Raw genomic sequence first — 18603 nt, 5'->3', positions numbered from 1 at the left:
CGCGTGGGTTACCGCGCGTCGGTCGCTGTCAGCACGCGCGCGTCGGCGGCGCGGTCCAGCGGCGCGCCGACCTGCGGGTAGGTCGGATACTCGATGCCCGAGATGTATTGCACCGTCCGCACCACCTGGCACGAGTAGCCGAATTCGTTGTCGTACCAGACATACAGAATCGCGGTGTCACCCTCGACGATCGTGGCATTGGCATCGATGATCGACGCTGCGCGCGATCCGATGAAATCGCTCGAAACCACATCCGTGGCGGCGGTGTAGTCGAGGTTCCGGCTCAACGGTCCCGCGAGCGAGACCTGACGCAGGTACGCGAGCACATCGCTCTTCGTCGTCTCCCGCTCGAGCTGCAGGTTCAGAATCGCGACCGATACGTCGGGGGTGGGAACGCGAATCGAGTTGCCGGTGATCTTGGCCTTGAAATCCGGCATCGCCTTCGCGACCGCGGACGCGGCACCGGTTTCGGTGAGCACGAGATTGAACGGCGCGGACCGACCGCGACGGTCCGCCTTGTGATAGTTGTCCAGCAGGTTCTGGTCGTTGGTGAACGAGTGAACCGTCTCCACGTGCCCGCGGAGGATGCCGTACTCGTCGTCCATGGCTTTGAGCGGAGGAACGATCGCGTTGGTCGTGCACGAGGCGCACGAGAAGATCTGCTGCGAAAGGTCCAGACTGCGGTGATTGACGCCGTGCACGATATTCGGAACGTCACCCTTGCCGGGCGCGGTGAGAACGACCTTCGCGATGCCGGGGCGCAGATGCTGCGACAGCCCGTCACGATCGCGCCATCTACCGGTGTTGTCGATCAGGATCGCGTCCTTTATCCCGTACGCGGTGTAGTCGATCGTCGTCGGGTCATCGCTGTAGATGAACTTGATCACATTCCCGTTCGCGGTGATCGTGTCATTGCCGGTATCGACCTTGATCGTGCCGTTGAAGTGGCCGTGAACCGAATCCCTGCGAAGCAACGACGCCCGCTTGGCCAGATCGTCGTCGCCTCCTCTACGCACCACCACGGCGCGCAGGTTCAGCCCGTTGCCGGATCCGGCCTTCTCGATGAGCAGGCGAGTGACCAGACGGCCGATGCGGCCGAAGCCGTAGAGGACGACATCCCTGGGGCCCGGTGACTGAGCCTTGTTGCCGTTGGTCACCTCGGACAGCACCGCTGCGGTGAAGTCGCGGATCGACAGGCCGCGATCGTCGGCGCGATAGGTCATGACCAACTGACCGATATCGATCTTGCAAGGCCCCAGATCCAGCTCGCTGAGCACGTGGAGGAAGGGAAGGGTCTCGTCCACCGACAATTCTTCGCCCGCGATCTGCCTCGCGAAGCGGTGCGTCCGCAGGATGCTGATCACCGACTTGTTCACCAGCGACCGGCTGTGCAGCAGGATCGTCACGCCCTTGCCCCGATACAACGTGCCGATGATGGGAATCATCGCCTCAGCGGCGGCTTCCTGGGCATTCCAGCGGTCAAGTTGTTCGGTAGTCAACGCAGATCCTCGGATTTCCTCGATTTGTTCGCCGTATCGATGCTAATGAGGGCCGCGATATCACCGAGGCCGGATACCCACTCGTGAGGTCGCCAGGTGGTGACGTCGATCGAGCGCCATCGGTTACCAAGCGATGCCCCGAAGAAGGCTCGGGCGACAAGACACGCGTGCGGTTCGGGAACCCTGACGAGCCGACTCGATGATCTTCGTCGTCACGTGCTCACTCTGGGGGTCCGGGAGGCGCAGTCGACAGCCGCGTGGTTCGAGACCTCCTCGACCAGTGGTCCGCCTGGTCGAGATTCTCGCAAATCCATTGGCGGAAGCGCGCATTGGGCTCGCATGGTTCCGATAGGGTCCCTCCCGTGACGAATAAGCGAATCAATGGACCCATCCTGCTGGCCGCGTCCGCCGCGCTTGTGGCGTTCAGCCTGGTCACCGCGCCGGCCAGCGCGCAAACACCGCTGCAAGCTCCCCAGGTCACCTTCGCAGGCACCGCGCCGGGGACCGTGACCGCAACCGTGCACAACCCCAACGGAACCGGCCGGTGCTGGGCCGAAGCTGGTGTCGGCCCCGAGAACAATCACCGCTTCTTCGGCAACGGCACCCCGGAGTCGATGGCCGGCCCCGGTCAGACCGTGACCACAACGCTGGAGGGGCTCGAACCGGGCACGACCATCAGCGCCCGGGGCGGCTGTTTCGATGACACCGCTACCGGCGGGATGCCGTTCACCGAACTGGTGACGGTTGCCGTCCCCTGACATGCACCAGCGGCGGCCGGCACCGTCGCGGCCCGTTTCGGCCGAGCCTTCGTGGCTCGGCCGAACCTCGGCGAGGTACCGCCGACGATCACGCCGGGTGAGCCACGCGTCCTGCCCGGCTTCTGACCCGACCGCGTCCTGGCGTCACGGCCGGTCGACGGGCGTCCGGAGCAGCCGTGCTTGCAGCGCCAAATACAGCAGCGCGGCGTCGGCGGGCACTGCGAATGCGGAACCGGTGAGCTGCTCGATCCGCTTCAGGCGATGCAAGACAGTGTTGCGGTGCAGGTGAAGCCGCTCCCCCACCGCCGAGGTCGAGCCGCCGAGTTCGTACCAGGCCAGGGCGGTCTGCACGAGAGCGTCGGCGTCGTCGGGGTGGAGTCGGTCGAATGCGGCGAGCACATCCGACAGGACGTCGGCGGCGAGCTCTGGATGCGCCGCGATCAAAGCGCGCGCCGGTGATGAGGCATATACGTGCACCCCGGTGTCCGCCGTGCTCAGACACCGGAACGCGAGGCGCGCCTGATCGAGCGCGACGGGCGCGAACACCAGGTCGGTGAACGGTTTGCTGGCGCCGGCTCGCGTTGTCGAGCCGCGCAGCGCGTGGTCGAGCGTGATCGCTGAGTGCGCGGCGGCGAGGACTACCCGGTCGTCGGAGATACGGGTGCGGACGGTGGTCACCCCGGTCGCGGCGAGGCGGATATCGCCGACCATGACGACGAACGTGCCCCGGGCCGGCAGGCGCATCCTTCTGGCCAAGTCCTCGCGCTGCGTCGAGGGAAAGTCGGGATCGAGCAGCGCCCGCAACCACCGTTGATCGGGTTGTTCGTCTCCGGTGACGGCTACGTGCCGGTATGCGTCGGCCGCCGCGACCGAGTACTCGTCCACAGTGGCCCAAACCAGCGTCGACAGTCGGGGCAGCGCGGAACGGTCGTGCTGGTCAGCGCGTTCCACGATGACCTCCCAGAACGCCATGCCCGCGACGCGGAAGGCGTGCAGCAGACTGTCCAGCGGGATCCCTCGCTCGGCTTTCAGGCGTCCGGCTCGGCGAGCAGGCTCGAGCGAGTATGGGGTCTCGGCGATGGCATCTAGCAATGCTGCGAGGCTGTCGGCTACGAGAGTGGTCAATTCGTGGTGACCGAGCGCGGCATCGTCGTAGTCCTGCTCATCCTGTTCGATTCTCGCGGTGACCATTTCGGAGATCGCAGGCAGATCGGCCCACAGCTCTCGAAGGAGGCGCGGGCGCTCGATATGCGCGTCCTGGGTCACCGCCGTCAACCTAGCGCCGATTGTGCGTGCGCACAACGGAGAACGCCCAAGTGGAGGCGTGCGCCCGTGGCCGCAACGGGCGGCCCTCGGCGACACTGCAAATCGTTGGTATTCGCCACACGCGTTCAGAGTGATCTCACGGAAGCTTCCCAGGTCACATCGAGGACGACTGCTCGCACAACGATCGGAATCCGCCATCATGACCACTGCCACTCACGAACTGTTCGAGCGCTACCACGCCTGCTGGGTAGACCGCGACCCGGACCGGATCGCCGCGCTCCACACCGTCGACTCGGTGTTCCACCTGCACTCGGGCCAGGAGCCCGCGCGAGGTCGAGACGCCATCCGCGAAGCCGCGGCGGGCACGTTCGCCCTGGTTCCCGACCTGACGTTCCACTTGGTCTCGCTACGCGCCGGAGAGGACTTCTGGGTCGTGCAGTGGCAGCTGACCGGGACGTCGGCAACCGGAAACCGCGTGTGCGTCGACCTCGCGGACTATGTGCTGGTCGAGGGCGGCGCGGTCAAGGAGAAGCACTCCTACGTCGACGGGGTCGCCATGCAGGCCGCCCTGGGTTGAACGCGCGCGCCACGGCGGCGGCAAACAACCGATGGCTTGGACACTGGCGCCCGGCCATCGGTGCGGTCCTTCACGTTACGGCGGAGACTGCCGGAGGACGTGCCGATCTGCGCTGGCCGAAGTAGGCGGGACACTAGCTGGGCTTTTCGGGGAGAGTTCGTTGCGGCTGCCGTCGATGGAGTGCACTCGCCGTTGTTTCCGGTTGCGAGTAGCTGTGCCCGTTGACACGCCGCCTGCTCGACGTCTCCTGCGGTGCGCGAATGCGAGCGCCCCTGCGTTGCCAGTTCCAGATAGGGACGAGGTCGGTGTTCTCATCGAGAACTCGTACGAGGATGCGTATCTGATCGAGGTCGATGCCCACCGGTGCGAGGTGTTGGAATCGCTGACTTACCGGTTCCGCGGGGTTGCGTGGGTCGAGTTGGCTGGGCGGGAAGGCGATGAGCAGGTCGGTCGCCGTTCGGATGCCGAGTTGGCGGAGTTTCACGCGGGTCTTGGTGCCTGCCCGAACGCCGGAGCCGAGACTCCCGCTGAGTTGTGCGGTCCAGCTGGGATCTTCGGACGGGTGGTCGTTGTGGTAGCGCACCGACCGACGACGTTCGCCCCGTGTCACTTCGCTGTGGTCCAGGTGAAAGTAGAGCTGGGCCTGATCGATCCAATCCACCAGCCGGCCCAGGGGAACTCGCGTGTGGAGTATGACATCGACGAGATTCGTCGTCACCAGACTCTGCATGTCTTCGATGCCTTCTTCGATGAGTCGGGATTCGTACCACACGTTCAGGCCGTCGATCTGATTGAGCGGATAGTGCGGTGTGAGTTGCGGTACCGCAGCGCGGAGGGCAACCGCCGCAGTCCGGTGGAGTGCGTAGATGCCGACGATCGGGAAGGCGCCGACCACGAAGGCGATCGCCGATCGAACACCGGCTTCGAAACTGTCGATGAGTTGGTACAGGGGCACCAAAGTGGTGAAGACGACGATGATTCGCAGGAGGGCGGAGGCATACGCACTCGGCCTGAGGTCGCTTTGGAAGAAGCGGCGGATGAGGCTCTGCACGGTGAACGCGTAGGCGCCGAGAAATCCGAACTTGAGGATGTCCCACACCGTGGTTGGGTTGTCGACGAAGTTCAGATCCCAGAGGGCCGCAGTCCAGCACGTCGCGAAGACGGTCGTGGCGAGGAATACGGGGAACAGAGTTTCGGTCCTGACCGCGAAATCGGATCCACCTCCGGAGGACACGGCGCGTCCGTAGTAGGCGTTGAACTTCTGCCGGTAGATATTGTGCTCCTCTTCCTGGAGGTAGCCGCCGTCGGCGAGCCATTCCTCGAAGAATTCTGATGATCTCGGCGGTCGGGGCAGGTATCTCGGCTCGTCCAGGGCGAGGCGGTGGAGGTGAATGACGTATTCGTTCCACAAGGCGCTCGCGCGTTGCCCCAGAAATCGGACGTACAACCAGCTGGGCAGGAACGAAAGCACCCAGACAACGAAGATCCTCAGCGCTCCGGTGGACAGGTCGTGCGCCGTATTCTGACGCTCGAATCCGCCCCATACGGTGAGAAACGCGAACACGACGGGGACGACGATCAGAACGTTCATCCACACCAGAACGACCTTGCGGCTGAACCACCCCGACGACCGGCTCCGCGACACCGCGCGGCCTATGGGTGTGCGGCCGGCGACGGGGTCGGCGATACCTTGGGTCAAGGAGAGGAGGCACTCTCGTGTGTGAGGGTGCTCGTGCAGCGTCTGACGCAAGTGTTGCGCGAGACGCTTACGGCCACCCCTGCTGCGCATGGCTTCGACAAGATGGCCGAGCGCAGGGTCGTTCTCGAACAATTCGCCCAGTTCGGCACTGATAGCACGGGCCACCCGATCGTTCTCGGTGAGAAACTGGGCAACTCGGAGGCGATAGTCCTGTCCGTTTTTCGATCGAGCTTCGGGGTAGCGCGACGCCATCGCGAGGGCTACGGACAGATTCTTCGCCAATACGTGCGTTCGCGCTGCGGCATCCATGTCTCCTCCGACAAACGTCACCAGACGTCGAGATGGTCCGATCGCCGCGCCGGGTCCGGCGTTCGAAACATCTGGCGGCCCCTCATACAGCCACCGGATGCCCTTCGGTATCCATCCTGAGTAGGGTCGACCGTAGTTTCACCCATCCAGCCGGTAATGAGTAGTCCACTACTCATTTCGACGCGGGCGCTTCTCGTCGCGCCGTCGATAAGACCGCAATCCGCCGAAGCCGCCCGCCAATATGGGACCACAATTGTTCGTTGTCCGAGAGCTCGGCAATGAGTAGTGGACTACCCGACTTCGATGCAATCCCGCGGAGCGCTTCAATGGCCGGCATGCCGACCGTACGCTGATGCTGTCAACTTACACCTCGGCATCGTTCGCCGAATTCTCGATACACACCGAAAGTGACGCCGAGGTGCCGCCGAGAGGAGTAATTCAATGATAAACACACACACGGTCGTCGCAGGAGATACTTTGTCGGCGATTGCGAAACGATTCTACGGGCAACCGGCGCTCTTCGAGCTGATCGCCGTCGCCAGCGGGGTTCCGGACCCCGATTCGATACGCATCGGGGCGGTACTGATCATTCCCGAGGTGAGCCGCAAGCACACGGTGGTACGCGGGGAGACCCTCTCCGGATTGGCGGGGCACTTCTATCGCCCGCAGAATTCGCATCTGTTCCCGTTGATCGCCGCGGCGAACGGGATCAGCGATCCCGACGAGATCCACGTCGGCCAGGTACTGATCATCCCCGGCATCGCCTACAAGGTCGTCTCCGGCGACACTCTGTCCAAGCTGGCCAAACGCTTCTACGGTGATCCGGCACTGTTTCCGTTGATCGCCGACGCGAACGAGATCGCGAACCCCGACGTCATTCGCGTCGGCCAAGGACTGATCATTCCCCCGAAGAACTAGGAGACAACCATGGCAGCGGAAAGACATACAGTCGTCGCGGGCGAGACCCTGTCGGGGATCGTCAAGAAGAAGTACGGCGATCTGAGATTCCTCCAGGCGATCGCCGACCTCAACGACATCGCGAACCCGAACTTGATCAGAGTCGGACAGGAGATCATGCTCCCCGTGCGGTCCAACCTCGCCTGAACGGCGGGCTGCACCGGATGCCGAATAGTCGCAGAGTCGGTGCTGGAGGCCGCGCCTTCGCGAGTGCGCTTGTGCAGCAGATCGATCCCTCCGCACATCGCTCCATCCACGTGGTTGGAGGCAACTCGGCGTGGGTAATGAACCAGTCGTCTGTCGATTCATGCAGGGTTCGCGCATGTTGGACGATCGGCCGAGCGGCGCAGGCTGTCTCCGAACTCGGTGACGATGTCTCGCGATCGCGAGATCCCGTGTCGCCCAGAGCGTCGTCCGACGCCGCAGCTTCGGTGCGCAGCCGGGGGAACGCCGGCACAACCACGAGCAATTGCGGAGAAAGACGGCGGTTGAGCTGCGCCGGCACGCCGTCACGAGGCCGAGGCCGCAAGCTACGACGCCGGAACGGAAATCATTTCTCGGCAGACGTTTCTCACTGCTCGTGCGTGCTATTCGGTAAGGACTGAACACACCCCGCCCTGATCGGGGTATCGACCGAACAGTTCGAAGGAGGACCCCATGGCCGAGAGCAGCCATCGTTCCGCCGAGACCGGTGAATATGTGAGCGAGCAGACCGCAGCCGAGAACCCGAAGACCACCCTCGGTGAGGACGAGCCGCACGACGGGGACAACCGGCGCGACCGCTCGGCGATCACCGGTCACTTCGTCAAGCCCGACACCAGCCGCCGCCACCCCGACACCACCGTCACCGAGAACGGCTGACGCCCACAACAGACGCCGACCCGCTGCCGCACCTCGGCCGGCGGTCTACCTCAACGGTCGAATCTCTTTGGCGCCAGTCGGATTATCGGGCCGATCAGCCGATGGTGGAGGCGCGCTCGACCAGGTGCGGACGGAAGCAGATGTGTTCCGGCTCTCCCCCGCCGTCCGCCGCCGCGACCAGCAGATCGATGGCCGAGGAGCCGATCTCGGCGCGCGGCTGGCGGATGGAAGTGAGCGGGACGATGGCGGACGGGGCGAAATCGATGTCGTTGTAACCGACCAGCGCCACGTCTGCGGGCACGGCGACGCCGTGCAACGCGAGGGCCTGGAGGACGCCGATGGCGAGCAGGTCGTTTGACGCAGAAAGCCGCGTCGGGGCGTCCACCCGCGGGCAGCGCGGCGATGCGCTCACCCGCATCGCGGCCGGCCAGAACGGTGGGGGCGGGCGTATCGATGATGGTGAGGGGACGCCGGGGTGTTCGGCGGCGGCGCGGCCGGCGCCGGTGCGGCGGTCGGCCACCTGCGAGAGCGACGCGGGGCCGCCGACGACGGCGATGCGGCGGCGGCCGGTCGCGCACAGGTGGCGCACGGCCAGGTCACCACCGGCCACGTCGTCCACGGCGACCGAGGAGAACGGGGTGCCATGGCCGTCGCGGTCGACCAGCACAACCGGCACACCGCGATTGCGCAGTGCGGTGAGCCGATCCTCGCCTGGCCGGACGGGGAGATCATGAGCCCGAAAACCCGCTGCTCGTCGAAGGTTTCGAGGTAGAGGCGCTCGCGGCGCGGGTCGTCGTCGCTGGAGCCGAGCAGCACCAAGAGATCGTGTTCGGCGGCGCGCTGCTGGGCGGCGCGCGCCACGTCGGAGAAGAACGGGTTGCTGATGTCGAGCACCACCAGGCCGACGCACCGGGAGCGGCCTGCCTTGAGTTGGCGGGCCGCGTCGTTACGGACGAAGCCGAGGCGGTCGATGGCGGCGAGCACTCGTTGCACGGTGGCAGGGGCGACCTTGTCGGGAGTGTTCAGCACATTGGAGACGGTGCCGACCGACACCGACGCCGCAGCGGCGACCTCCCGCATGCTCACCACCGGTGCTCGCACCTCCTCCGTGCCTGTGCCGGCACTTCGCCCGTAATGCTCACCCCCGATCTCGGCCAGGCACCGGGCGCGGGGCAAGTCTGGTCAGCTGCGTGACGTGCCGTGGCGTCAACTCCTCCAGGCAGGTGACGCCGAGCAGGCGCATCGTGCGCTCCACCTGCCCGGTGAGGATCTCCACCGCCCGGCTCACACCGGCTTCGCCGCCCGCCATGAGGCCGTAGAGGTAGGCGCGGCCGATGAGGGTGAAGCGCGCACCGAGCGCGATGGAGGCCACGATGTCGGCGCCGGACATGATGCCGGTATCGAGCACGATCTCGGTGTCGCGGCCCAGTTCGGCCGCCACCTCGGGCAGCAGGTGGAACGGCACCGGGGCGCGGTCGAGTTGGCGCCCACCGTGGTTGGACAGCACGATGCCGTCGACGCCCGCGTCCACGACGGCGCGGGCGTCGGCAAGGGTTTGGATGCCCTTGACGACCACCTTGCCCGGCCACTGGTCCCGGATCCAGGCCAGGTCCTCGAAATTCCCCGTCGGGTCGAACATGGAGTCGAGCAGTTCGGCGACGGTGCCCGACCAGCGGTCCAGCGAGGCGAAAGCCAGCGGTTCGGTGGTGAGGAAGTCGATCCACCAGCGCGGCCGGGGCAAGGCGTCGAGCACGGTGGCCGGGGTGAGCGCGGGCGGGATGGACATGCCGTTGCGGGTGTCGCGCAGCCGGGCGCCCGCCACCGGCACGTCCACCGTCACCAGCAGGGTGTCGAATCCCGCCGCGGCGGCCCGCTCCACCAGGGCCATGGAACGGTCCCGGTCCTTCCACATGTAGAGCTGGAACCAATTGCGGCCGTGCGGGTTCGCGGCGGCCACGTCCTCGATGGACGCGGTGCCCATGGTGGAGAGCGAGAACGGGATACCGGCCCGCCCGGCCACCCGGGCGCCCGCGTACTCGCCCTCGGTCTGCATCATCCGGGTGAACCCGGTGGGGGCGATGCCGAAGGGCAGCGAGACGGGCCCGCCGAGCACCTCCCACCCGGTGGTCACCTTGGACACGTCGCGCAGGATCGCCGGGTGGAACTCGATGTCCGAGAACGCCTGCCGCGCACGGTCCAGCGAAATCTCGGCCTCGGCGGCCCCGTCGGTGTAGTCGAAGGCTGCCCGCGGGGTGCGTCGCTGGGCGATGCGGCGCAGGTCCTCGATGGTGAACGCGGCGTCGAGGCGGCGTCGGGTCGCGTTCAGGCGCGGTTTGCGGAACCGCAGCAGCGCCGCGAGATCGCGGGGCCGGGGTACCTGTCGTTTCATCAGCTTGCCTTCCTGCCGGGCTCGGTGCGCGGCGCGTGCCGCTGCGGCGGGAACGCGGTGGCCACCTCGGCCCGCAGCGCGTCCACGTCGCCGTGCAGCAGCCCGTGCGTGCGGGCCTGCACCAGTATGTTGCCGAGCGAGGTCGCCTCCACCGGTCCTGCCAGCACCCTTTCGCCCAGCGCCCGCAGCGCGTCCAGCATCTCCGGCCACACCGTGGTGTGCGCGGCAAGGTAGTCGTCGATCCGCTCCGGGCGCAGGGCCAGCAGGAAGCAGACTCGTTCGGTGGTGTCGGGCATCGGGGTCTCCGCCTCGTTGAAGCGTTTCAATTTACGGTGCAGTCACCGAGCAGCTCGGCCGCCGCGGCGCACCCTTTTATCGGCTGAACCCCGCATCGGCCGCGCCGGTGGTGAGCGCGTCCAGGCCGAACGCGTCGACCGGGCCGAGCGCGCCGGTACCGAGCAGCCCGCCGTCCAGCGCGGTCTGCGCACCCCAGGCGAGGATCGCGCTGGTGAAGTCGTAGGGGTCGCCCCCGGCCAGTGTCACCGACGCCAGGACACGGCCGGTGTCATCGAATGTTTCGGCGACCGCCCAGGAGCGAGTGCGAGCCCGCGCTTCCGGTCCCGGGCCGCCGGTCGAGCCCTTCACGATGCGTTCCAGCGCACCCTCGGCGAGCTGTTTCACCGGCTCCAGTCGTGCGACGGCGCCGGCGAGCAATGATCCGGCCTGCAGGCCACGAGCGGCTAACGGTGGCAGGCCGAGGAAGACGTCGGCCTCACACAGTCGCGGATAGGCGCGGCTCAGCGCGAGATGTTCCGAACCGGGGATCGAAACTCCCGTGCGCGGGCGACCGGCGACGTCGAAGGCGCGGATCCGTGCACCGGTCCGCTCGGACACGACCCGGCCGCCGCGGAGGGCGAAGCCGCGTTCGAACAGCATCCCGGCCATGGACGCACGGGTGCCGCCGCTGGTGCCGGGGCCGGCGATGAAGTAGCCGATGTCCGCGCGGACCGCGTCCGTCGCTTCGCGTATGGCGAGACCGGCGGCCAGGTTGCCCGGCACGTAGTCGAACCCGAACGCGGTCAGCAGTCCCACCCCCGCCTTGCGCGCCTCGTCGTCGCGGTCGAACACAGCGCGGATGAACGGGCCTTCCCCAGTCGAGTCGAAGTAGTGCGCGCCCGCCGCGACGGCCGCGGCCAGCGCGGGTTCGCCGTAGCGCAGGAACGGCCCGACCGTCGTCACCAGCACGTCGCCCCGGCCCAGCAGCGCCTGCACCGAGCTCGGGTCGGTCACATCGGCGACCGCGGTCTGCGCGCCGCCGAGGTCGGCGGCCAGCTTCTCGAGCGCGGTGGCGTTGCGGGCGGCCAGCACGGGGGCGGCGCCACGGGCGATCAGGGCTTCGGCGGTCAAGCGGCCGGTGTACCCGGTGGCGCCGAACAACACGATCTTCGGCATTGGCAGTCACCTACGTTCTGTTCGTCGGTCGAAGTGGCCACGGTGAAATCGCGGTCGCGCCGCGGCGAATGCGATATCCCGACTCGCCATCATGACGGGTGCACCAGTTCCTCGGCGAGCGCGGTAGCCAGCCCCCGGGGACGGTGCGCCAGAACGACGCGATCACCCCGTCGTTGGCACACCACAGCAGTGTCGCGGGGCGCGGACAATGACCGCACGTCGACGCGCAGGAACCCTCGAATCGCTCACCACAGAGCAAGTTCCGCATGCTCCGGCCGATGATATGACGCAGCCGCGCATCCGATGCGCGGCCCGAAGCGCAGCCGGGCATTCAGTCGGTCGACTCCTCGACACCGAGCATGCGGATCCAGTGTTCGTCGCCGAGGATTATGGCTTCGGCGAGAGCTTCGACCGGATCGTCGGCGTCGGGCGGCACGAACAGCGGACTTTCGTTGGGATCTTCGAATGGCGTGGTCATGGGCTCAGTGTCGCGCGCAACGCCGCGCCGGACACCTACCTCCGCTCATCGACGCGGAGATAACCGCGCGCACCGCTCGTCGGCCCCGTAGCCGGATCAGGCGGACCATTCACCGAAGGGGCCTGGACCAGCCCTGACACGGGTACGTTCACCGGACGCTGGAGCGTTCGACATTTCCGACCGACCGTTCCGACCGATCAACCGGTCTGGACAAGCACTCTCGATCGAGGTTCCCAGGCGGCTCCACAAGGCATTCGAGTTCGCCGAAGGAAAACAGCACCTGACCATGACCGGCCTCGCCCGCCAACTGCGCAGGCGTTCGGAGCGGTTGCGGTGGCGGCTCGTCCACCCCGACGCCGCGCGGTACTGCGCATGGTCTGATCCACCCACTTCAGGCACTTGGGGCCTAATGTGGTTTGTGTTCGCAACGCTGGTGGCCGGCCCGTCTCGGGAGTCGCTACATCGGGCCCGCCAGGCCCCGAGCTCGGCGGACGCGGCTGCGAGTAGTGGACGGCTCGACCACGTATACGGCGAGTAATACAGGTATACGGGCGAGTAATACCCGGACGCTGTGTATATATCAGGACTCGAAGTGCACACTACGCAGAGCCGCGATCGGCAAGCCCGTCGACCGGGCCGACGCATCGGAGAGAAAGGAGCCAGGCGAGTGTTCAATCGGATCGCCATCGTGAACCGGGGAGAGGCGGCCATGCGCCTTATCCACGCTGTCCGGGATCTGGCGGCAGAGACCGCGCGACCGATCGAAACCGTCGCTCTCTACACCGATGTGGACCGGACGGCGACGTTCGTGCGGGAAGCCGACATCGCCTACGACCTCGGTCCCGCGTCCGCACGCCCCTACCTGGACCTGAAGGCACTCGAACGTGCCCTGGTGGCCACCGGATCGGATGCCGCCTGGGTCGGCTGGGGTTTCGTCGCGGAAGACCCGGCGTTCGCGGAGTTGTGCGAGCAGATCGGGATCACTTTCATCGGCCCCGACCCGGAGGCGATGCGCAAGCTCGGCGACAAGATCGGCGCCAAGCTGATCGCCGAGGAGGTCGGCGTGCCGGTCGCGCCGTGGAGCCGGGGCGCGGTCGAATCCGTGGACGCCGCCCTGACCGCCGCGGCCGAGATCGGCTACCCACTGATGCTCAAGGCGACCGCGGGTGGCGGTGGTCGCGGCATCAGGGTGATCACCAACGAAGCCGAACTCGTCGACGCCTACGAACGCACTCGCCAGGAAGCCGCGCGGGCCTTCGGTAGCGGTGTCGTCTTCCTGGAACGGCTGGTCACCGGGGCGCGCCATGTCGAGGTGCAGGTGATCGCGGACGGTCAGGGCACCGCGTGGGCCCTCGGCGTGCGCGACTGCTCGGTGCAGCGCCGCAACCAGAAGATCATCGAGGAGTCGGCGTCACCGGTGCTGCGCCCCGAGCAGACCGCCGAACTCAAAGCATCGGCCGAGCGGCTGGCGATCGCGGTCGGATACCGTGGCGCGGCGACCGTCGAGTTCCTGTACCACCCCGGTGACCAGCTGTTCGCCTTCCTGGAGGTCAACACGCGGCTGCAGGTCGAACACCCGATCACCGAATCCACCACCGGCTTCGACCTGGTCCGGGCGCAGCTGCACGTGGCCTCCGGCGGCCGGCTGGAGGGCGAGCCCCCGGCGGAGCGAGGCCACGCCATCGAGGCGCGGCTCAACGCCGAGGATCCGGATCGCGACTTCGCACCTGCCCCGGGCCGCATCGCCCGCCTGGACTTGCCCGCCGGGCCCGGCATCCGCGTCGACACCGGCGTCAGCGAAGGTGACACCATCCCCGCGGACTTCGACTCCATGATCGCCAAGATCATCGCCTACGGCCGCGATCGCAACGAGGCGCTGGGCAGGCTGCGCCGGGCGGTCTCGCAGACCCGAGTGGTCATCGAGGGCGGCGCCACCAACAAGAGCTTCGTCCTCGACCTGCTCGATCAGCCCGAGGTGATCGACGCGGTCGCCGACACGGGCTGGATCGACCGGGTGCGCGGCGAGGGCCGTCTCGTGTCGCACCGCCACTCCACCGTCGCGGTGGCCGCTGCCGCGATCGACGCCTACGAGGAGGAAGAGCGGGTCGAGCGGGACCGGCTGCTGTCCACCGCCGCGGGCGGACGTCCGCAGGTGCAGCACCAGAGCGGGCGGCCGCACGACCTCAAGCTGCGCGGTGTCGGCTACCGGGTGCGCGTCGCGCGTGTCGGTGCGCACCGGTTCCGGGTCGGCGTCGAGGCGGGCGGGGATCTCCGCATCGCCGACGTGGATCTGGAACGCTTCGACCACCACACCGGGCAGATCGTGGTCAACGGCACCCGGTACCGCCTCACCACCGGCACGCACGGACCGATCCACCTGGTCGACGTCGACGGTGTGACGCACCGGATCAGCCGGGACGAGGGTGGTGTCGTCCGCTCCCCCGCGCCCGCGCTGGTCGTCGCCACTCCGCTCGAGGTCGGCGCCGAGGTCGAGGCGGGTGCGCCCGTGCTGGTGCTGGAGAGCATGAAGATGGAGACGGTGCTGCGCGCGCCGTTCCGTGCCCGCTTGAAGGAGTGCGCGGTTACCGTCGGCAGCCAGGTGGAGACGGGCGCGCCGCTGCTGCGGCTGGAGCCCCTCGCCGAGGACGGCGAGGAGGCCGACGGCGCGGCCGTGGCGGCGGTCGAACTGGATCTGCCGGACGAGCCGGCGCCCGCTCAGCCGCACGAGCGGGTGGCGCGCACTCTGCAAGACCTGCGCAGCCTGCTGCTCGGCTTCGATGTCGACCCGCACGACGACCGCCGCGTCCTCGGCGACTACCTCACCGCGCGCCGGGCGGCCGTGGCGGACAACCGCAGGCCGCTCGGCGAGGAGGTCGAACTCGTTCAGGTGTTCGCCGACCTCGCCGAACTGAGCCACAACCGCTCGTGGGACGAGGACGGCGGCGGCCAGAGCCACGTGCACAGCGCCCGCGAGTACTTCCACACCTACATGCGAAGCCTCGACGTGGAGCGGGCCGGGCTGCCGGAGTCCTACCGCGCCAAGCTCGCCAAGGCGCTCGGCCACTACGGCGTCACGGATCTGGAACGCACGCCCGACCTCGAGGCCGCGGTCTTCCGGATCTTCCTCGCCCAGCAGCGGCCGTCGGACACCGTCGAGGTCATCACCACGCTGCTGCGCGAGTGGCTGCGCGAGCCGGTTCCGGAGCGGGCGTTGCGCGAGCCCGTCGGCTTGGCGCTGGAACGGCTGGTCGGCGCGACACAGGTGCGCTTCCCGGTGATCGCCGACCTCGCCCGCGGCCTGGTGTACGCCTGGTACGGCCAGCCGCTGCTGCGGCGCAATCGCGCCGAGGTGTACAACACCGTCCGCAAGCACCTGCGTCATCTGGACGCGCACCCGGACACCCCCGATCGCGACGACCGCATCGCCGAGATGGTGCGCAGCACCGAGCCGCTGGTGCGGCTGCTCGGCCAGCGCCTGGTACACGGCGGCGTGGACAACACCGTCATGCTGGAGGTGCTCACCCGCCGCTACTACGGCAACAAAGGGCTCACCAGCGTCCGTACCCAGCAGGCGGGCGGCTGCACCTTCGTGATCGCCGAACGCAAGGGCACCAGCCTGGTTTCGGCCGCGGTGCGGTTCGACGCCCTCGACACCGTGCTGAACGGTTTCGCCGAGCTGGCCGACGGCGCCGCGTCCATCGAGGCCGACATCTACCTGAGCTGGGAGAAGCAGCCCGAGGGCTTCGATGCGATGGCCGCCGCGCTGCACGAGGCGCTCGCCGCGCGGCCCCTGCCGAACCAGGTGCACCGGATCACCGCCACCGTCGCCGGGAGCAGCGGCGCGGTGATGCACCATCACTTCACCTTCCGCCCGTCGGTGACCGGCATGGCCGAGGAGCGGCTGATCCGTGGCCTGCATCCGTACATCGCGCAGCGGATGCAGATGACGCGGCTGCACAAGTTCGACCTCACCCGGCAGCCGTCCTCGGACGAGGAGGTCTACCTCTTCCGCTGCGTGGCGAAGGAGAACCCGGCCGACGAGCGCCTCATCGCGTTCACGCAGGTACGTGACCTGACCGCGCTGCGCGACCACGACGGCCGGTTGCTCGCGCTGCCGACGGCGGAGAACACCATCGCCGCGTGCCTGGACTCGATCCGCCGGGCGCGGTCGCTGCGGTCCTCGGCCGCCCGCTTCCACACCAACCGCATCGTGATGTACATCTGGCCTCCGCTCGACATCACCCGCGCCGAGCTGGACGCCCTCGTCGAGCGCATCCAGCCGACCACTCTGGGCGCAGGGCTGGAGGAGATCCTGCTCATCGCCCGGCATCGCACCCCGGAGACCGGCGAGCTGGTCAAGGTCGCCGTGCGTATGTCCTTCGACGCCACCGGCACTCAGGTCACGATCGGTGAGCGCACCGACAACCCGGTCGAGCCTCTGGACGAGTACCGGCAGAAAGTGCTCCGGGCGGCGAGCCGCAACACCGTCTACCCCTACGAGCTGACAAGTCTGCTCGGCGAGTTCTCCGAATACGATCTGGACGCCGACCACACCTTGGTGCCGGTCGACCGGCCCAAGGGGCGCAACAAGGCGGCGATCGTCGCCGGTGTGGTCACCACGCCGACCGAGCAGCACCCGGAGGGCGTCACCCGGGTGGTGCTGCTCGGCGATCCGACCAAATCGCTCGGCGCGTTGTCCGAAGGCGAGTGCCGCCGCGTGATCGCCGCCCTGGACCTGGCCGAAACGATGCGGGTACCGCTGGAGTGGTACGCGCTGTCCTCCGGCGCCCGGATCTCGATGCAGTCGGGCACCGAGAACATGGACTGGGTGGCCGCCGCGCTCAAGCGGATCGTCGAGTTCACCCAGGACGGCGGCGAGATCAATATCGTGGTGGCGGGCATCAACGTCGGCGCGCAGCCGTACTGGAACGCCGAGGCGACGATGCTCATGCACACCAAGGGCATTCTGGTGATGACCCCGGACTCGGCGATGGTGCTCACCGGCAAGCAGGCTCTGGACTTCTCCGGCGGCGTCTCGGCCGAGGACAACTTCGGCATCGGCGGCTACGACCGGGTGATGGGCCCCAACGGCCAGGCCCAGTACTGGGCGCCGAATCTGGCCGCGGCGCGGGACGTGCTGATGTCCCACTACGACCACACCTACATCGCTCCCGGGGAGCAGGCACCGCGCCGGTCGCAAACCAGCGACCCGGTCGATCGTGACGTCTCCGATTTCCCGCATGTCTCGGCGGACAGCGACTTCACCACGGTCGGGGAGATCTTCTCCGCCACCGCCAACCCGGATCGAAAGAAACCCTTCGACATCCGGACGGTGATGCGGGCGCTCTCGGATCAGGACCACCCGGTCCTGGAACGGTGGGCGGGCATGGCCGACGCCGACACCGCCGTGGTTCAGGACGCACGGCTCGGCGGTATCCCGGTATGCCTGCTCGGCATCGAGTCACGGAGTGTGCCGCGGCGCGGCTTCCCGTCCACCGACGGCCCCGACACCTACACCGCGGGCACGCTGTTCCCGCTGTCGTCCAAAAAGGCCGCCCGGGCGATCAACGCCGCCAGCGGCAACCGGCCGCTGGTCGTGCTGGCGAACCTGTCCGGATTCGACGGTTCGCCGGAGTCGATGCGGAAACTGCAGTTGGAGTACGGCGCCGAGATCGGCCGCGCCATCGTGAACTTCAACGGTCCCATCGTGTTCTGCGTCATCTCCCGATACCACGGCGGCGCTTTCGTGGTGTTCTCGAAGGCGCTGAATCCGAACATGACCGTGCTCGCGTTGGAAGGCTCGTTCGCCTCGGTACTCGGCGGCGCCCCGGCCGCTGCGGTGGTGTTCTCCCACGAGGTCAACACACGCACTGCGGTCGACCCGCGAGTACGGGAACTGGAGACACGCGCCGCGAGCGCAAGCGGCACCGACCGCGCGGCCCTGACCGCGGAACTCGATGAGATCCGTTCGTCGGTCCGCACGGAAAAGCTCGGCGAGGTAGCCGCGGAATTCGACCGGGTGCACAACATTCAGCGTGCTGTCGAGGTCGGTTCGGTCGACGCCATCATTCACCCCTCCGAACTCCGCCCCCGCATCATCGAGGCCATCGAAGCACGCCTGGCCGACCAACCCACCCGGACTCCGTAATCGAAGCTGCACGTACCCACCCGCCGACCACCCTGATCGACGGGGCCGCCCTCGGGTCTGTAACAGATAAGGGCGGTCGCAAGGTGGAGGAAGGCTGCGAACGCCTGGTGATGGCGTTCGCAGCCCTGGCGAATCAGGGCCATCGTCTACCCGGGCGTGATAGCGCACCCCGGAACATCATGGCGAACAGGCGGATTCGGTCAGGTGGAC

At 67.5% G+C, this 18603-nt stretch carries 14 protein-coding genes and 1 pseudogene; 6 read left to right on the top strand and 9 right to left on the bottom strand.

The genetic code is table 11. The annotated features are described in order from the left end of the window. Window positions 1-8: 8 nt before the first annotated feature. A complete protein-coding gene (locus IU450_RS23010) occupies window positions 9-1445 on the bottom strand; it encodes a glyceraldehyde-3-phosphate dehydrogenase (protein WP_416382898.1) in 1437 nt (478 codons plus the stop codon). A 416-nt stretch (window positions 1446-1861) separates the two neighbouring features. On the opposite strand from IU450_RS23010, the gene IU450_RS23005 reads away from it, so the two are divergent. Then, entirely contained in the window at window positions 1862-2257 is a 396-nt protein-coding gene (locus IU450_RS23005) for a hypothetical protein (protein ID WP_195151806.1), read from the top strand. Window positions 2258-2401: 144 nt separating this feature from the next. Here IU450_RS23005 and IU450_RS40995 read toward each other — a convergent pair whose 3' ends face one another. Continuing rightward, window positions 2402-3523 (bottom strand): PucR family transcriptional regulator, encoded by a 1122-nt coding sequence (locus IU450_RS40995; protein ID WP_195151805.1) that lies wholly within the window; start codon window positions 3521-3523, stop codon window positions 2402-2404. A 199-nt stretch (window positions 3524-3722) separates the two neighbouring features. On the opposite strand from IU450_RS40995, the gene IU450_RS22995 reads away from it, so the two are divergent. After that, the gene (locus tag IU450_RS22995; RefSeq protein ID WP_195151804.1) at window positions 3723-4100 is read left to right on the top strand and encodes an ester cyclase; all 378 of its coding nucleotides are present in this window, start codon (window positions 3723-3725) and stop codon (window positions 4098-4100) included. A 133-nt stretch (window positions 4101-4233) separates the two neighbouring features. Here the strand turns inward: IU450_RS22995 and IU450_RS22990 are convergent, their stop codons facing one another. Beyond that, the gene (locus IU450_RS22990; RefSeq protein WP_195151803.1) at window positions 4234-5691 is read right to left on the bottom strand and encodes a hypothetical protein; all 1458 of its coding nucleotides are present in this window, start codon (window positions 5689-5691) and stop codon (window positions 4234-4236) included. A gap of 858 nt (window positions 5692-6549) precedes the next feature. Between IU450_RS22990 and IU450_RS22985 the strand changes: the two genes are divergently transcribed. From IU450_RS22985 to IU450_RS22975, 3 genes are all read left to right on the top strand, one after another. Next, complete coding sequence (locus tag IU450_RS22985; RefSeq protein ID WP_195151802.1) at window positions 6550-7026, top strand: LysM peptidoglycan-binding domain-containing protein; 477 nt, start codon at window positions 6550-6552, stop codon at window positions 7024-7026. 9 nt (window positions 7027-7035) lie between these two features. Further along, entirely contained in the window at window positions 7036-7212 is a 177-nt protein-coding gene (locus IU450_RS22980; protein ID WP_195151801.1) for a LysM peptidoglycan-binding domain-containing protein, read from the top strand. A 510-nt stretch (window positions 7213-7722) separates the two neighbouring features. Continuing rightward, complete coding sequence (locus IU450_RS22975; RefSeq protein WP_195151800.1) at window positions 7723-7926, top strand: hypothetical protein; 204 nt, start codon at window positions 7723-7725, stop codon at window positions 7924-7926. Between the two features lie 94 nt (window positions 7927-8020). Here IU450_RS22975 and IU450_RS39885 read toward each other — a convergent pair whose 3' ends face one another. The 6 genes and pseudogenes from IU450_RS39885 to IU450_RS22945 all read right to left on the bottom strand — a co-directional run bounded on the left by IU450_RS39885 (window position 8021) and on the right by IU450_RS22945 (window position 12245). Further along, window positions 8021-8593 carry a substrate-binding domain-containing protein gene (locus tag IU450_RS39885; RefSeq protein WP_324197777.1) on the bottom strand — a complete coding sequence of 191 codons (573 nt, stop codon included), beginning with the start codon at window positions 8591-8593 and terminating at the stop codon, window positions 8021-8023. A gap of 338 nt (window positions 8594-8931) precedes the next feature. After that, a pseudogene (locus tag IU450_RS39880) lies at window positions 8932-9006 on the bottom strand (LacI family DNA-binding transcriptional regulator); the annotation flags it as partial. Between the two features lie 58 nt (window positions 9007-9064). Then, a complete protein-coding gene (locus IU450_RS22965; protein WP_195151799.1) occupies window positions 9065-10315 on the bottom strand; it encodes an alpha-hydroxy acid oxidase in 1251 nt (416 codons plus the stop codon). Then, entirely contained in the window at window positions 10315-10611 is a 297-nt protein-coding gene (locus IU450_RS39875) for an L-rhamnose mutarotase (RefSeq protein WP_228834964.1), read from the bottom strand. The genes IU450_RS22965 and IU450_RS39875 overlap by 1 nt, the downstream gene beginning before the upstream one ends. 76 nt (window positions 10612-10687) lie before the next feature. Beyond that, on the bottom strand, window positions 10688-11767 hold the full coding sequence (locus IU450_RS22950; RefSeq protein WP_195151798.1) for a saccharopine dehydrogenase family protein: 1080 nt from the start codon (window positions 11765-11767) through the stop codon (window positions 10688-10690). A 331-nt stretch (window positions 11768-12098) separates the two neighbouring features. Then, window positions 12099-12245 carry a hypothetical protein gene (locus IU450_RS22945; RefSeq protein WP_195151797.1) on the bottom strand — a complete coding sequence of 49 codons (147 nt, stop codon included), beginning with the start codon at window positions 12243-12245 and terminating at the stop codon, window positions 12099-12101. A 667-nt stretch (window positions 12246-12912) separates the two neighbouring features. Between IU450_RS22945 and IU450_RS22940 the strand changes: the two genes are divergently transcribed. Beyond that, the gene (locus IU450_RS22940) at window positions 12913-18393 is read left to right on the top strand and encodes a carboxyl transferase domain-containing protein (protein WP_195151796.1); all 5481 of its coding nucleotides are present in this window, start codon (window positions 12913-12915) and stop codon (window positions 18391-18393) included. Window positions 18394-18603 lie beyond the last annotated feature (210 nt).

Source organism: Nocardia abscessus (assembly GCF_015477775.1).
GTDB lineage: Bacteria > Actinomycetota > Actinomycetes > Mycobacteriales > Mycobacteriaceae > Nocardia > Nocardia abscessus_A.
The sequence above is the reverse complement of the archived record's forward strand: the minus strand, read 5'-3'. Positions and strand labels throughout refer to the sequence as shown.